General features: G+C 72.8%; 12 protein-coding genes. 11 read left to right on the forward strand and 1 reads right to left on the reverse strand.

Annotation, left to right across the window (positions count from 1 at the left end):
• The first annotated feature begins 23 nt into the window (after positions 1 to 23).
• Positions 24 to 635, forward strand: coding sequence for a 30S ribosomal protein S4 (rpsD, locus tag AB0399_RS02980; protein ID WP_328461527.1), 612 nt, complete (start codon positions 24 to 26; stop codon positions 633 to 635).
• Positions 636 to 1,089: 454 nt separating this feature from the next.
• Here rpsD and AB0399_RS02985 read toward each other — a convergent pair whose 3' ends face one another.
• Positions 1,090 to 3,192, reverse strand: coding sequence for an AAA family ATPase (locus AB0399_RS02985; RefSeq protein ID WP_366410040.1), 2,103 nt, complete (start codon positions 3,190 to 3,192; stop codon positions 1,090 to 1,092).
• Positions 3,193 to 3,454: 262 nt separating this feature from the next.
• Between AB0399_RS02985 and AB0399_RS02990 the strand changes: the two genes are divergently transcribed.
• The 10 genes from AB0399_RS02990 to aroQ all read left to right on the forward strand — a co-directional run bounded on the left by AB0399_RS02990 (position 3,455) and on the right by aroQ (position 14,069).
• The gene (locus AB0399_RS02990; RefSeq protein ID WP_329371599.1) at positions 3,455 to 3,901 is read left to right on the forward strand and encodes a DUF948 domain-containing protein; all 447 of its coding nucleotides are present in this window, start codon (positions 3,455 to 3,457) and stop codon (positions 3,899 to 3,901) included.
• A gap of 4 nt (positions 3,902 to 3,905) precedes the next feature.
• Positions 3,906 to 4,274 carry a DUF6167 family protein gene (locus AB0399_RS02995; RefSeq protein WP_328461522.1) on the forward strand — a complete coding sequence of 123 codons (369 nt, stop codon included), beginning with the start codon at positions 3,906 to 3,908 and terminating at the stop codon, positions 4,272 to 4,274.
• Positions 4,274 to 6,943, forward strand: coding sequence for an alanine--tRNA ligase (gene alaS / locus AB0399_RS03000; protein WP_366410041.1), 2,670 nt, complete (start codon positions 4,274 to 4,276; stop codon positions 6,941 to 6,943). The genes AB0399_RS02995 and alaS overlap by 1 nt, the downstream gene beginning before the upstream one ends.
• Before the next feature lie 232 nt (positions 6,944 to 7,175).
• On the forward strand, positions 7,176 to 7,640 hold the full coding sequence (ruvX, locus tag AB0399_RS03005) for a Holliday junction resolvase RuvX (RefSeq protein WP_329374441.1): 465 nt from the start codon (positions 7,176 to 7,178) through the stop codon (positions 7,638 to 7,640).
• A 191-nt stretch (positions 7,641 to 7,831) separates the two neighbouring features.
• On the forward strand, positions 7,832 to 9,730 hold the full coding sequence (mltG, locus tag AB0399_RS03010; RefSeq protein WP_366410042.1) for an endolytic transglycosylase MltG: 1,899 nt from the start codon (positions 7,832 to 7,834) through the stop codon (positions 9,728 to 9,730).
• Positions 9,731 to 9,743: 13 nt separating this feature from the next.
• Entirely contained in the window at positions 9,744 to 10,595 is an 852-nt protein-coding gene (locus tag AB0399_RS03015; protein ID WP_366410043.1) for a shikimate dehydrogenase, read from the forward strand.
• A gap of 162 nt (positions 10,596 to 10,757) precedes the next feature.
• Positions 10,758 to 11,942, forward strand: coding sequence for a chorismate synthase (gene aroC / locus AB0399_RS03020; RefSeq protein ID WP_329371608.1), 1,185 nt, complete (start codon positions 10,758 to 10,760; stop codon positions 11,940 to 11,942).
• Complete coding sequence (locus AB0399_RS03025; RefSeq protein WP_366410044.1) at positions 11,939 to 12,454, forward strand: shikimate kinase; 516 nt, start codon at positions 11,939 to 11,941, stop codon at positions 12,452 to 12,454. The genes aroC and AB0399_RS03025 overlap by 4 nt, the downstream gene beginning before the upstream one ends.
• The gene (gene aroB, locus AB0399_RS03030; protein ID WP_366410045.1) at positions 12,451 to 13,632 is read left to right on the forward strand and encodes a 3-dehydroquinate synthase; all 1,182 of its coding nucleotides are present in this window, start codon (positions 12,451 to 12,453) and stop codon (positions 13,630 to 13,632) included. The genes AB0399_RS03025 and aroB overlap by 4 nt, the downstream gene beginning before the upstream one ends.
• Positions 13,629 to 14,069, forward strand: coding sequence for a type II 3-dehydroquinate dehydratase (gene aroQ, locus AB0399_RS03035; RefSeq protein ID WP_366410046.1), 441 nt, complete (start codon positions 13,629 to 13,631; stop codon positions 14,067 to 14,069). Before aroB ends, aroQ begins: the two co-directional genes overlap by 4 nt.
• The last annotated feature ends 285 nt before the right edge of the window (positions 14,070 to 14,354 follow it).

Below are 14,354 nucleotides of genomic sequence, written 5' to 3' on the forward strand. Positions count from 1 at the left end.
ATCTACACGGAGGTTCGACGCACGTGAATCAGTCGCGTCCCAAGGTCAAGAAGTCCCGGGCGCTCGGCATCGCGCTCACCCCGAAGGCCGTCAAGTACTTCGAGGCCCGCCCCTACCCGCCGGGCGAGCACGGCCGTGGTCGCAAGCAGAACAGCGACTACAAGACCCGTCTGCTGGAGAAGCAGCGGCTGCGCGCGCAGTACGACATCAGCGAGCGGCAGATGCAGCGCGCGTACGACCGCGCGAAGAAGGTCGAGGGCAAGACCGGCGAGGCGCTGATCGTCGAGCTGGAGCGGCGCCTGGACGCGCTGGTGCTCCGCTCCGGGCTGGCCCGCACGATCTACCAGTCCCGGCAGATGGTCGTGCACGGCCACATCGAGGTCAACGGGCGCAAGGTCGACAAGCCGTCGTTCCGGGTCAGCCCCGAGGACGTCGTGCAGGTGCGCGAGCGGTCCCGGGAGAAGACCCCGTTCCTGGTCGCGCGCGAGGGTGGCTGGGCGCCCGACGGAGAGACGCCCCGCTACCTCCAGGTGAACCTCCAGGCGCTGGCGTTCCGGCTGGACCGTGACCCCAACCGCCGTGAGATCCCGGTCATCTGCGACGAGCAGCTCGTCGTGGAGTACTACGCCCGCTGACCGCCTGCGGCGCTTCTCGGTAATGGGTTGCCGTTGCGATTGTGGCTGCGCCGCCGTGGAGGGGCTCGCCTTTTCGGAAGTGCGCCGCTGGGGTGCGGGTGTGGTGCCGGGTGACCGGTAGTGGGTGGCTTGTCGCGCAGTTCCCCGCGCCCCTTCGGGGGCGCGGTTGCGTTGGTGGGTGTCGCGTTCCTTCGGGGTGCGTCGTTGGGGTGGGGACGCGTTGCCGGGTGACCGGTGGTGGGTGGCTTGTCGCGCAGTTCTCCCCCAGAGCTTCGCCTGGGAGGTGCCCCCACGCGCCCCTTCGGGGGCGCGGTTGCGTTGGTGGGTGCGGCGTTCCTTCGGGGTGGGTCGTGGGGGTGGGGTCGCGTTGCCGGGTGACCGGTAGTGGGTGGCTTGTCGCGCAGTTGCCCGCGCCCCTTCGGGGGCGCGGGTGGGTTGGTGGGTGTCGCGTTTGTCAGGGGTTGCGGTGGGCGGCGGGGAGGGGGCGGCTCTTGGAGGGGGGTTGGCGGGGGAGTGCCAGGACGCGGAGAACCGCTTCGTCGAAGGAGAGACGGCTGCCCTCGTGGAGGGCGGCGGTGTAGGCGCGGTCGGAGAGGCGTTCGCGGAGGCGGCGCTCGCAGATGGCGTGGGGCGCGTTGAAGTGGCGGGAGCCGAAGAGCCGTAGGCCGACGGAGTCCCACAGCCGGCCGGCCGCGCCCTGGATCACGGCGGCTTCGTGGGGGGTCCCCTCGTCCTCGGTGACCAGCGCCAGCAGTTCCAGCGCGAGGACGGCACCCACCAGGTCGTGGAAGGCGTGGTTGATGGCGAGCGACTCCTCCGCGAGCCGCCGCGCCCGGCCCGGCTCGCCCGCCAGCCAGGCCGCGTATCCGAGGACGTACAAGGCGTATGCGAGCGTCCAGCGTTCGCCGTGGTCGCCGCAGATGTCCCGGACCTCTTCGGCGAGCCGGACCGCCTGGGGCACGTCGCCCTGGAAGGCCACCGCCATCGCCAGCTCCACCTGGCCCATGAGCACGTTGCTGTTCAGCTCGCCGATCTGCCGGTAGCGGCGGAGCGCGTCGCCGATGAACCGCTCGGCGACCGGCATGTCGTCCGAGACCAGCGCCAGGCAGCCGAGCCGGTGCACGGCGTACGCGGCCGCGGTGGCGTTCCCGCTCTCGTCGGCCTCGGCGCGGCACTCCTGGAGTACGGACAGCGCCGCGGTCGAGTCGCCCTGCAGGAGCGCGACGTACCCGGCCACCCACATCGCCTTCGCCCGGGCGTCGCTGGGTTCGGCCGACGCCTCCAGCGCGCGGTCCAGCCAGTGCCGGCCCTCGGCCAGCCGACCGCAGCCGACCCAGCAGAACCACAGGGTGCCCGCGAGGTACTGGCCGACGACCGGGTCCTCGGCGGGTCCGTCGAGGCTGAAGTCGAGTGCCAGTCGCAGGTTGGGCAGGGCGTCGGACACCCGTGCGGCGACCTCCTCCTGCCGCGGGCTGAACCAGTCCAGCTCGCACCAGGTGGCGAGGCCCAGGTACCAGTCCCGGTGCCTGCGCCGCATCCGCTGCTCGTCGCCGAGCGCGGCGAGCCAGGAGGCGCCGTACTCCCGCACGCTCTCCAGCATCCGGTAGCGGGTGCCGTCGGACGGGTCGTCCGCCTCGCGGCTGACCACCGACTGCGCCACCAGCCCGGCCAGGGTCTCCGCGATGTCGGCCTCGGGCAGGTCGGTGCCCGCGCAGACGTACTCCACCGCGTCCAGGTCGAACCGGCCGGCGAAGACCGACAGCCGTGCCCACAGCAGGCGTTCGGCGGGCGTGCACAGTTCGTGGCTCCAGCCGATCGCGGTGCGCAGCGCCCGGTGCCGGGCGGGCGCGGTCGGATCGCCGCCGGTCAGCAGCCGGAAACGGTCGTCCAGCCGGTGCAGGACGTCGGCCACCGACAGCGCGCGCAGCCGCACCGCCGCGAGTTCCAGGGCGAGCGGCAGGCCGTCCAGCCGCGTGCACAGCTCGGTCACGGCCGCGCTGTCCGCCTCGGTCACGGCGAAGCCCGGCACGACCTCGGCGGCGCGCTCGGTGAACAGCCGCACCCCGTCGCCCGGCACCGGCAGCGGCGCCAGCGGCAGCAGCCGCTCCCCGGTGATACCCAGGGGGCGGCGGCCCGCGGCGAGCACCCGCAGTCCCGGTGCCCGGCGCAGCAACTCGGCCATCAGCGCGGCGCACTCGGTACGGACCCGGTCGAAGCCGTCCACCACGAGCAGGAGTTCGCGGTCCGCGACGTACTCCGCGAGGGCCGTGCGCGGGCCGCGCGTGGTGTGGTCCGGTACCCGCAGCGCGTCGGCGACCGTGTGGTCGAGGAGTTCGGCGTCCCGCAGCGCCGACAGGTCCACCGCGCGCACGCCGTCGGGGAAACGGTTCTGTACGGCGCCTGCGGCGCGCAGGGCAAGACGGGTCTTGCCGACGCCACCGGTGCCGGTCACCGTGGTCAGCCGGCTGATCGCCAACAGTTCGGCCAGGTCAGCGAGTTCGCTGTCGCGGCCGACGAATCCGGTGAGTTCGGCCGGCAGACATTCCGCGGAAGACATGGTCTACGGAGCGTACGTGCTCGCTAGCGCAACGTACAACCCGCCGGGTGCCCTTCCCGGCAGGAGCCGCACGAACCAGGGGCGCGTGAGGACACCACCCGGGTGGAGCTCAGGGGGAGACCGGGGGAGAACGGCGCCATCAACCCCCCGCCGGCGGGTGGTCCCTGAACCGACAGCACGGGGCGGCCTGGAGGGTCCTGTCCCCGCGACGCGATAGGCTCGCAACAACAGTGGTGAGGGTCGGAAAAGGGAGTGCGGCAGCGTGTCCGGTGGAGAGGTGGCGGGCCTCATCGTCGCCGTGTTCTGGGCGATCCTCGTGTCGTTCCTGGCCGTCGCGCTGGCCCGGCTGGCACAGACGCTGCGGCGCACCACGGAACTCGTCGCGGGCATCACCGAGCAGGCCGTTCCGCTGCTCGGCGAGGCGTCCGACGCGCTGCGCAGCGCGAACGCGCAACTCGACCGGGTCGACACCATCACCTCCGACGTCGCCGAGGTGACCGCGAACGCGTCGGCGCTGTCGTCCACCGTCGCCTCGACGTTCGGCGGCCCGCTGGTGAAGGTCGCCGCGTTCGGATACGGCGTGCGGCGCGCGGTCGGCATGCAGTCCGGCGACGCCGGCAAGGCCCGGGCCCGTACCCTCACCGGCAGGGTGCTGCCCGCCGCGCGCCGGGAACGCCGCGACCGCCGCGACCGCCGTAATAAGGACTGAGGCCATGTTCCGCCGTCTGTTCTGGTTCGTGACCGGCGCCGCCACCGGTGCGTGGGCCACCGTCAAGGTGGGCCGCGCGGTGCGCCGTCTCAACCCCGACAGCCTCGCCGTGACCGCCGCCGACCGCGCCCTGGAGACCGGCGCGCGGCTGCGGCTGTTCGCCCAGGACGTACGGGTCGGCATGGCCCAGCGCGAGACCGAACTGCACGACGCCCTGGGCCTGCGTACCCAGGGCGCACCCGAGTCACCCCAGCCGCTGCCCGCCCCGCGGGCCACCCTGCCCGGGAGCACCGCGGGCAGCGGCACCCCCGCCCTGCCCACGAAGGCCAGGCGCGGGGATCGCAAGCACAAGAACCGGAAGGACGAACACTGATGGAGTCGGCAGAAATCCGCCGCCGCTGGCTGCGCTTCTTCGAGGAGCGCGGGCACACCGTGGTGCCGTCGGCCTCCCTCATCGCGGACGACCCGACGCTGCTGCTCGTCCCGGCCGGCATGGTCCCGTTCAAGCCGTATTTCCTCGGCGAGGTCAAGCCGCCCTTCGACCGCGCCACCAGCGTCCAGAAGTGCGTGCGCACCCCGGACATCGAAGAGGTCGGCCGGACCACCCGGCACGGCACCTTCTTCCAGATGTGCGGCAACTTCTCCTTCGGCGACTACTTCAAGGAAGGCGCCATCACCTACGCCTGGGAGCTGCTGACCAGCTCGCAGGCCGACGGCGGCTACGGCCTGGAGCCGGAGAAGCTGTGGATCACCGTCTACGAGAAGGACGACGAGGCCGAGCGGATCTGGCGCGACGTCGTCGGCGTCCCCGCCGAGCGCATCCAGCGCCTCGGCATGGGCCCCAACTTCTGGTCCATGGGCGTCCCCGGCCCCTGCGGCCCCTGCTCCGAGATCAACTACGACCGCGGCCCCGAGTTCGGTGAAGAGGGCGGCCCCGCGGTCAACGACGAGCGGTACGTGGAGATCTGGAACCTGGTCTTCATGCAGTACGAACGCGGCCCCGGCCAGGGCAAGGACGGCTTCCAGATCCTCGGCGACCTGCCCGCCCAGAACATCGACACCGGCCTCGGCCTCGAACGCCTCGCGATGATCCTGCAGGGCGTGCAGAACATGTACGAGACCGACACCCTGCGCGTCGTCATCGACACGGCCACCGCTCTCACCGGCGTCCACTACGGCCGCGCCAACGACTCCGACGTCTCGCTGCGGGTCGTCGCCGACCACATGCGCACCGCCGTCATGCTCATCGGCGACGGCGTCACGCCCGGCAACGAGGGCCGCGGCTACGTCCTGCGCCGGATCATGCGCCGCGCGATCCGCAACATGCGGATGCTGGGTGCCGACCGCCCGGTCGTCGCCGAGCTCGTGGACGTCGTCATCGGCACCATGGGCGAGCAGTACCCGGAACTGATCACCGACCGCAAGCGGATCGAGTCCGTCGCGCTCGCCGAGGAGTCCCGCTTCCTCAAGACCCTCTCGGCCGGCACCAACATCCTCGACTCCGCGGTCACCGAGACCAAGGCCCAGGGCGGCCGGGTGCTCCCCGGCGAGCAGGCGTTCCTGCTCCACGACACCTGGGGCTTCCCGATCGACCTCACCCTGGAGATGGCCTCCGAACAGGGGCTGAGCGTCGACGAGGACGGCTTCCGGCGGCTGATGAAGGAGCAGCGCGACCGGGCGAAGGCGGACGCGCAGAAGAAGAAGACCGGCCACGCCGACCTGTCGGCCTACCGCGAGGTCGCCGACCGCTCCGGCGCCACCGAGTTCACCGGGTACCTCCACGACCAGGGCGAGGCCACCGTCGTCGGCCTGCTCGTCGACGGCCTGCCCTCGCCGGCCGCCACCGAGGGCGACGAGGTCGAGATCGTCCTCGACCGCACCCCCTTCTACGCCGAAGGCGGCGGCCAGCTCGCCGACACCGGCCGCATCCGGCTGGACAGCGGCGCCGTCGTCGAGATCCGCGACGTGCAGCGCCCGGTGCCCGGCGTCAGCGTGCACAAGGGCGTCGTCCAGGTCGGCGAGGTCACCCTCGGCGCGGCCGCGCACGCCCGGATCGACCTGACCCGGCGCCGCGCCATCGCCCGCGCGCACAGCGCCACCCACCTCACCCACCAGGCGCTGCGCGACGCGCTGGGCCCCACGGCGGCCCAGGCCGGCTCGGAGAACTCGCCCGGGCGTTTCCGCTTCGACTTCGGCTCCCCGGCCGCGGTGCCCGGCACCGTGCTGACCGACGTCGAGCAGAAGATCAACGAGGTGCTGGCCCGCGAACTCGACGTCACCGCCGAGGTGATGCCGATCGCGGAGGCCAAGCGGCAGGGCGCCATCGCGGAGTTCGGCGAGAAGTACGGCGAGCACGTCCGGGTGGTCACCATCGGCGACTTCTCCAAGGAGCTGTGCGGCGGCACCCACGTGCACAACACCGCCCAACTCGGCCTGGTGAAGCTGCTCGGCGAGTCCTCGATCGGGTCCGGCGTGCGCCGGGTGGAGGCGCTGGTCGGCGTCGACGCGTACAACTTCCTGGCCCGCGAGCACACCGTGGTCGCCCAGCTCACCGACCTGGTGAAGGGCCGTCCCGAGGAGCTGCCGGACAAGATCTCCGGGATGCTCGCCAAGCTCAAGGACGCCGAGAAGGAGATCGAGCGGTTCCGCGCCGAGAAGGTGCTCCAGGCCGCGGCCGGGCTCGCCGAGGCCGCGGAGGACGTCAAGGGCGTCGCCCTGGTCACCGGCGCGGTGCCCGAGGGCACCGGCGCGGACGACCTGCGCAAGCTCGTGCTCGACGTGCGGCAGCGGATCAGCGGCGGCCGGCCCGCCGTCGTCGCGCTGTTCACCGTGGCGAACGGCCGTCCGCTGACCGTCATCGCGACCAACGAGGCGGGGCGCGAGCGCGGCCTCAAGGCCGGCGAACTCGTCCGCACCGCGGCGAAGACGCTCGGTGGTGGCGGCGGCGGCAAGGACGACGTCGCCCAGGGCGGCGGGCAGAACCCCGCGGCCGTGCCCGACGCGATCGAGGCCGTGCGGCGGCTCGTCGGCGAGAAGGCGTGACATGACCGAGCGGCGGCGGGGCGCGGAGCGCGGTCGTGAGCGGCCGCGGGCCCGGCGTTCCGCCGCGGGCCGCGGCGGGGAGCGGGGTGCGCCCGGCGGCGCGGGAGGCGGTCACCCCGCGGCTTCGGGCGGCCCCGGTGGTCCCGGTGGTTCCGGTGGCCAGGGCGGCCCGGAAGGCGCGGGCGGCTCCGAAGGCACGAGCGGCTCCGACAGCGTCGGCGGTCCCGGCGGGATCAGGCGTGGCCGGCGGCTGGCCGTGGACGTCGGGGACGCCCGGATCGGGGTGGCCTCGTGCGACCCGGACGGCATCCTCGCCACCCCGGTGGAGACCGTGCCCGGCCGCGATGTGCCCGCCGCGCAGCGCCGGTTGGCCGCCCTCGTCGCCGAGTACGACCCGATCGAGGTCGTCGTCGGGCTGCCCCGGTCGCTGAACGGCACCGAAGGCCCGGCCGCGGCCAAGGTCCGCGGCTTCGCGCGCGCTGTGGCGAAAATCATCGCCCCGGTGCCGGTCCGCCTCGTGGACGAGCGGATGAGCACCGTCACCGCCACCCACGGGCTGCGCGCGTCCGGAGTCAGTGCCAAAAAGGGACGCTCCGTAGTCGACCAGGCGGCCGCAGTCGTTATTCTGCAGAGCGCGCTGGAGACCGAGCGGGTGTCGGGCACCGCTCCGGGCGAGAACGTCGAAGTAGTCATCTGATCGCGATACGGTAACGTTCCGCGCGACACGGCGGTGCCTACGGGCGCCGCCCGTTTCGCAAGGTCGGCGGGACTGATGCCGACCGCGTACCGACGGGACCGAGGGCTGACGCCCGAGCAGCCGGAGTGGAAGACCGAGGACCGGGGTCTGCCACGGAGGGTGCGAGCAGGAAGACCGACTGATGGATGCCGATGACTGACTATGGCCGGGGTTCCGGCTCCGAACCGTGGCACCCCGAGGACCCGCTCTTCGGCGATGTGTACGACCAGGGGTACCCGCAGCAGCAGCCCCAGCACCCTCAGCAGCAGGGCGACTGGCAGGACCCGTACGCCACCGGTCAGCAGCACCAGCAGTACCCGCAGCAGCCCCAGCAGGGCTACCCGCAGCAGCAGTACGGCCAGCAGCAGTACCCCGAGCAGTCGCAGTACCCCCAGCAGGGCCACCCGCAGCAGGGCTACCAGCAGACCGGGTACGAGGGTTACGACGGCTACGAGGGCTACGACACCGGCTCGTACCAGACCGGACAGGTCACCGGGTACAGCCAGGACCCGTACGGCGGTCAGCAGCCGCAGGACCCGTACGGGCAGCAGCCCGGCTACTACGGCCAGCAGCAACCCCAGCAGCCGCAGCAGCAGGGCTACCCGCAGCAGCCCCAGCAGCCGCAGTACCAGGGACAGCAGCAACAGACCCAGCCCCAGCAGCAGCCGCAGCAGTCCGGCATGGGCCGACCGGGCCAGCCCGGCGCCGGCCAGCCCGGTCCGGGTCAACCCGGCGCCGGCCAGCCGGGCATGGGGCAGCCCGGTGCCCGTCCCGGCACCGCCGCACCGGGCCACCCCCAGGAGCCCGGCGCCCACCCGCTGCGCACCGCCCCGGCCAACACCGGCGAGTGGGACGCGGACGAGGAGGGCGACCCCAGCGACCACGCCTTCTTCGCCGGCCGCGACGACGATGACGACGACCACGCGCCCGAGCCGACCAGGACCGGCGGCCGCAGATCCGGCAGGTCCCAGCCCCAGCCCGGCAAGAAGCGCCGCAGCGGCTGCGCCTGCGTGGTCGTGCTCGCCGTCCTCGTCGGCGGCGTCGGCGGCATCGGCTACGTCGGCTACAACATGTACGAGAGCCGCTTCGGCCCGCCGCCGGACTACTCGGGCCAGGGCAGCGGCGACGTCCAGGTGGACATCCCCTCGGGGTCGTCCGCGACCACCATGGGCAACATCCTGAAGAAGGCCGGCGTCGTGAAGAGCGTCGGCGCCTTCACCGCCGCGGCGGGCAAGAACCCCAAGGGCGGCTTCATCCAGGCCGGCGTCTACGACCTGCACAAGCAGATGTCCGGTGCCGCGGCGGTCACGATGATGCTCGACCCCAAGTCGCAGAACGCGCTGATCATCCCCGAGGGCATGCGCGACAAGCAGATCTACGCGGCCATCGACACCCGGCTCGGCCTGAAGGCGGGCACCACCCAGAAGACCGCGCACGACCAGGCGAAGAGCCTCGGGCTGCCGTCCTGGGCGAAGCCCGGCCCGAACGTCATGGACCCGCTGGAGGGCTTCCTCTTCCCCTCCCGCTACAGCGTCTCCAAGGGCGAGAAGCCCGAGGTGCTGCTCAAGCAGATGATCGACGAGGCGAACAAGCAGTACGCCCAGTTCGACATGGCCGGCGAGGCGAAGAAGCAGGGGCTGGACAACCCGCTCGAACTCGTCACGGTCGCCAGCCTCGTGCAGGCCGAGGGCAAGACCGACGACGACTTCAAGAAGATGGCCAAGGTCGTCTACAACCGGATGGTCCCCAACAACCCGGAGACCCTCGGGCTGCTCCAGTTCGACTCGACGTACAACTACGTCAAGAACACCAGCAAGACGAACATCTCGCACAACGAGATCAACTCGCTGGTCAGCCCGTACAACACCTACAAGCACCAGGGCCTGCCGCCCGGGCCGATCGGCAACCCCGGCATCGACGCGCTCAAGGCCGCGATGGCCCCGGACAGCGGCAACTGGTGGTACTTCATCTCGCTGGACGGCAAGACCACGAAGTTCACCGAGACGAAGGCCGAGTTCGACAAGCTCTACCAGCAGTACAACTCCCAGTAGCAGGGCGCTCTCCTTGGACACCACCGCTCGGCCGCAGGGCGGCGCCTACCGCGCCGCCGTGCTCGGCTCCCCGATCGCGCATTCGCTCTCCCCGGTGCTGCACCGCGCCGCGTACGCCGCTCTCGGCCTCGACGGCCGGCGGTACGACCGCTTCGAGGTGGACGAGTTGGCGCTGCCCGGCTTCGTCGCGGGCCTGGACCCGGCGCAGTGGGCCGGGCTGTCGCTGACGATGCCGCTCAAGCGCGCGATCATCCCGCTGCTGGACGAGATCAGCGACACCGCGGCCTCGGTGGAGGCGGTCAACACCGTCGTCCTGGGCGCCGACGGGCGGCGGCACGGCGACAACACCGACATCCCCGGCATGGTCGCGGCACTGGCCGAACACGGCGTCACCTCGGTGCCGTCGGCGGCCGTGCTCGGCGCGGGCGCCACCGCGTCCTCCGCGCTGGCCGCGCTCGCCCGGGTCTGCACCGGCGAGGTCACCGCGTACGTGCGCGGCCCGGCCCGCGCCAAGGAGATGGCCCGCTGGGGCGAGCGGCTCGGCGTCGCCGTGCGCACCGCCGACTGGAGCGCCGCCGCCGACGGGCTCCGCGCGCCGCTGGTGATCGCCACGACTCCCGCGGGCGCCGCCGACCACCTCGCCGAAGCGGTCCCGGCCGCCCCCGGCACCCTTTTCGACGTGCTCTACGAGCCCTGGCCGACCCCGCTCGCGGCCGCCTGGACCGCCAGTGGCGGCCAGGTCGCGAGCGGCCTCGACCTCCTGGTCCACCAGGCCGTCCTCCAGGTCGAACAGCACACCGGCGTCGCCCCCGCCCCGCTGAAGGCGATGCGCGTCGCCGGGGAGGCGGCACTCGCCGCCCGGTGAACCCGGTGAACCCGTGAACCCGGTGAGCCCGCCGAGGAGGCCGGGGCGGCCGCCACCGCCCGTGCCGGGCCCCGGTCCGCTCTCCGGACACCCGTCCTGGCAGGTACGGGAAACGTGGGAGGATCGGGCCATAGTGGCATGGTCGTTTTCCAGGGAGCACCGTTGAGCAGATTGCGCTGGCTGACCGCGGGGGAGTCGCACGGACCCGCACTTGTCGCGACGCTGGAAGGACTGCCCTCCGGGGTGCCCGTCACCACCGCGATGGTGGCGGACGCCCTGGCCCGGCGCCGGCTCGGCTACGGCCGCGGCGCCCGGATGAAGTTCGAGCAGGACCAGGTCACCTTCCTGGGCGGCGTGCGGCACGGCAGCACCATGGGCAGCCCGGTGGCGATCATGGTCGGCAACACCGAGTGGCCCAAGTGGGAGCAGGTGATGGCCGCGGACCCGGTCGACCCGGAGATCCTGGCCGGGCTCGCCCGCAACGCGCCCCTGACCCGCCCCCGTCCCGGCCACGCCGACCTGGCCGGGATGCAGAAGTACGACCTGGACGAGGCCCGCCCGGTTCTGGAGCGGGCGAGCGCGCGGGAGACCGCGGCCCGGGTCGCGCTCGGCGCGGTCGCCCGGTCCTACCTCAAGGAGACCGCGGGCATCGAGATCGTCTCCCACGTGGTCGAACTGGCCGCCGCGAAGGCCCCGTACGGGGTCGTGCCGGTGCCGGCCGACCAGGAACGGCTGGACGCCGACCCGGTGCGCTGCCTGGACGCCGACGCGAGCAAGGCGATGGTGGCCGAGATCGACCAGGCCCACAAGGACGGCGACACCCTCGGCGGCGTCGTCGAGGTCCTGGTCTACGGCGCCCCGGTCGGCCTCGGTTCCCACGTGCACTGGGACCGGCGGCTCGACGCCCGCCTGGCCGGCGCCCTGATGGGCATCCAGGCCATCAAGGGCGTCGAGGTCGGCGACGGCTTCGACCTCGCCCGGGTGCCTGGGTCCAAGGCGCACGACGAGATCGTGGCCGGCCCCGACGGCATCCGCCGCGCCACCGGCCGCTCCGGCGGCACCGAGGGCGGCATGAGCACCGGCGAGGTGCTGCGGGTGCGCGCCGCGATGAAGCCGATCGCGACCGTGCCGCGCGCCCTGGCCACCGTGGACGTCACCACCGGCGAGGCCACCCAGGCACACCACCAGCGCTCCGACGTGTGCGCGGTGCCGGCCGCCGGGATCGTCGCCGAGGCGATGGTCGCCCTGGTGCTCGCCGACGCCGTCGCCGAGAAGTTCGGCGGCGACTCGGTCGCGCAGACCCGCCGCAACGTGCAGGACTTCCTCGACCACCTGGCGATCCGGTGACCGCCCCCGTCGTCGTGCTGGTCGGCCCGCCCGGCGCGGGCAAGACCACGGTCGGCCGCGCCGTCGCCGACCTGCTCGGCGTCACCTACCGCGACACCGACGAGGACATCGTGCGGACCGCGGGCAAGCCGATCTCCGAGATCTTCATCGACGACGGCGAGCCGCACTTCCGCGACCTGGAGCGGGCCGCCGTCGCCGCCGCCCTCGACGGGCACGACGGGGTGCTCTCGCTCGGCGGCGGCGCCGTCATGGACGCCGGCACCCGCGCACGACTCGCCGGGCTGCCCGTCGTCTTCCTCGACGTCAGCCTGCACGACGCGGTGCGCCGGGTCGGCCTCGACGCCCCCCGCCCGCTGCTCGCGGTCAACCCGCGGCAGCGCTGGCGTGAACTGATGGAGCAGCGCCGCCCGTTGTACACGGAGGTGGCCCGCGCGGTGGTCGACACCGCCGACCGCGGCACGGACGAGGTGGCCGTGGCGGTACTGGACGCACTGGAACTGAAGGACGCATGAGCGACGCAGACGCACGCGAGGCCGCCGGGCGGCACGACAGCGACGGCACGGGCAGCGGCACCGGCCAGGGCAACGAGGCGTGGAGCGGGGCCGCGCCGCCCACCCGCATCCAGGTCGCCGGCACCGCCGGCACCGAACCGTACGAGGTGCTCGTCGGCCACCAACTCCTCGGCGAGCTGCCCGGGTTGATCGGCCCCAAGGCCCTCCGGGTGGCTGTGCTGCACCCCGAGGCGCTGGCCGGCACCGGCGAGGCGATCCGCGAGGACCTGGCCGAACAGGGCTACCAGGCCGTCGCGATCCAGATCCCGAACGCCGAGGAGGCGAAGACCGCCGAGGTCGCCGCCTACTGCTGGAAGGCGCTCGGCCAGACCGGCTTCACCCGCACCGACGTGGTGGTCGGCGTCGGCGGTGGCGCCACCACCGACCTGGCCGGGTTCGTCGCCGCGACCTGGCTGCGCGGGGTGCGCTGGATCGCGGTGCCCACCACGGTGCTCGGCATGGTCGACGCGGCCGTGGGCGGCAAGACCGGCATCAACACCGCCGAGGGCAAGAACCTCGTCGGCGCCTTCCACCCGCCGGCCGGCGTGCTGTGCGACCTGTCCGCGCTCGCCTCCCTGCCGCGCAACGACTACATCAGCGGCCTCGCCGAGGTGATCAAGGCCGGTTTCATCTCCGACCCGGCCATCCTCGACCTCGTCGAGTCCGACCCGCAGGGCGCGAGCGACCCCGCCGGCCCGCACACCGCCGAACTCGTCGAGCGCGCCATCCGCGTCAAGGCCGACGTGGTCTCCGCCGACCTCAAGGAGTCCGGCCTGCGCGAGATCCTCAACTACGGCCACACCCTCGCGCACGCCATCGAGAAGAACGAGCGCTACAACTGGCGGCACGGCGCCGCCGTCTCCGTCGGCATGGTCTTCGCCGCCGAACTCGGCCGCCTCGCCGGGCGGTTGGACGACGCGACCGCCGACCGGCACCGCGCCGTGCTCGGCTCCGTCGGGCTGCCGCTCACCTACCGCGGCGACCAGTGGCCCCGCCTGCTGGAGACCATGAAGGTGGACAAGAAGTCCCGCGGTGACCTGCTGCGCTTCATCGTCCTGGACGGCCTCGCCAAGCCCACCGTCCTGGAGGGCCCGGACCCCGCGGTCCTGCTCGCCGCCTACGGTGAGGTGACCGAGTGACCCGCCCCGTCCTCGTCCTCAACGGCCCCAACCTCGGCCGCCTCGGCTCCCGCGAGCCCGACGTCTACGGCGCGACCTCCTACGCCGGCCTCGTCGAGTCCTGTACGAAGCTCGGGGCAGAACTCGGTCTCGACGTCGAGGTCCGCGAGACCAACGACGAGGCCGAGCTGATCCGCTGGCTCCACGAAGCGGCCGACGCCCGCCTGCCCGTCGTCCTCAACCCCGGCGCCTTCACGCACTACTCCTACGCGATGCGCGACGCCGCCGCCCAGCGCACCGCCCCCCTCATCGAGGTGCACATCTCCAACCCGCACGCCCGTGAGGAGTTCCGCCACACCTCCGTCCTCACCGCGGTCGCCTCCGGCGCGATCGCCGGCTTCGGCATCGGCTCCTACCACCTGGCCCTCCGCGCCCTATCGGACAACCTGGCCACCTAGTCCCAACCCCGCCACGGAGTTCCCTTCGCGGGGGCGGAACTGCGCGGCCAGCCGACCACCTGCGGGTGGTCCGGGCACAGGTCGCAGGGGCTGGGCCTGCGGGTCGTTGTCGGGTTGTCGGGATGGGGCTCGCTTGGCGGGAGGCGTCCACCTTTCAGGGGCGCTGGGGGCACCTCCCAGGCGAAGCTCTGGGGGCGGAACTGCGCGGCCAATCGGCCAGCGGCGGGTGGTCCGGGTACAGGTTGCAGGGGCTGGGCCTGCGGGTCGTTGTCGGGCTGTCGGTAC

This window comes from Streptomyces sp. NPDC088194, from assembly GCF_040702025.1.
Classification (GTDB): domain Bacteria; phylum Actinomycetota; class Actinomycetes; order Streptomycetales; family Streptomycetaceae; genus Actinacidiphila.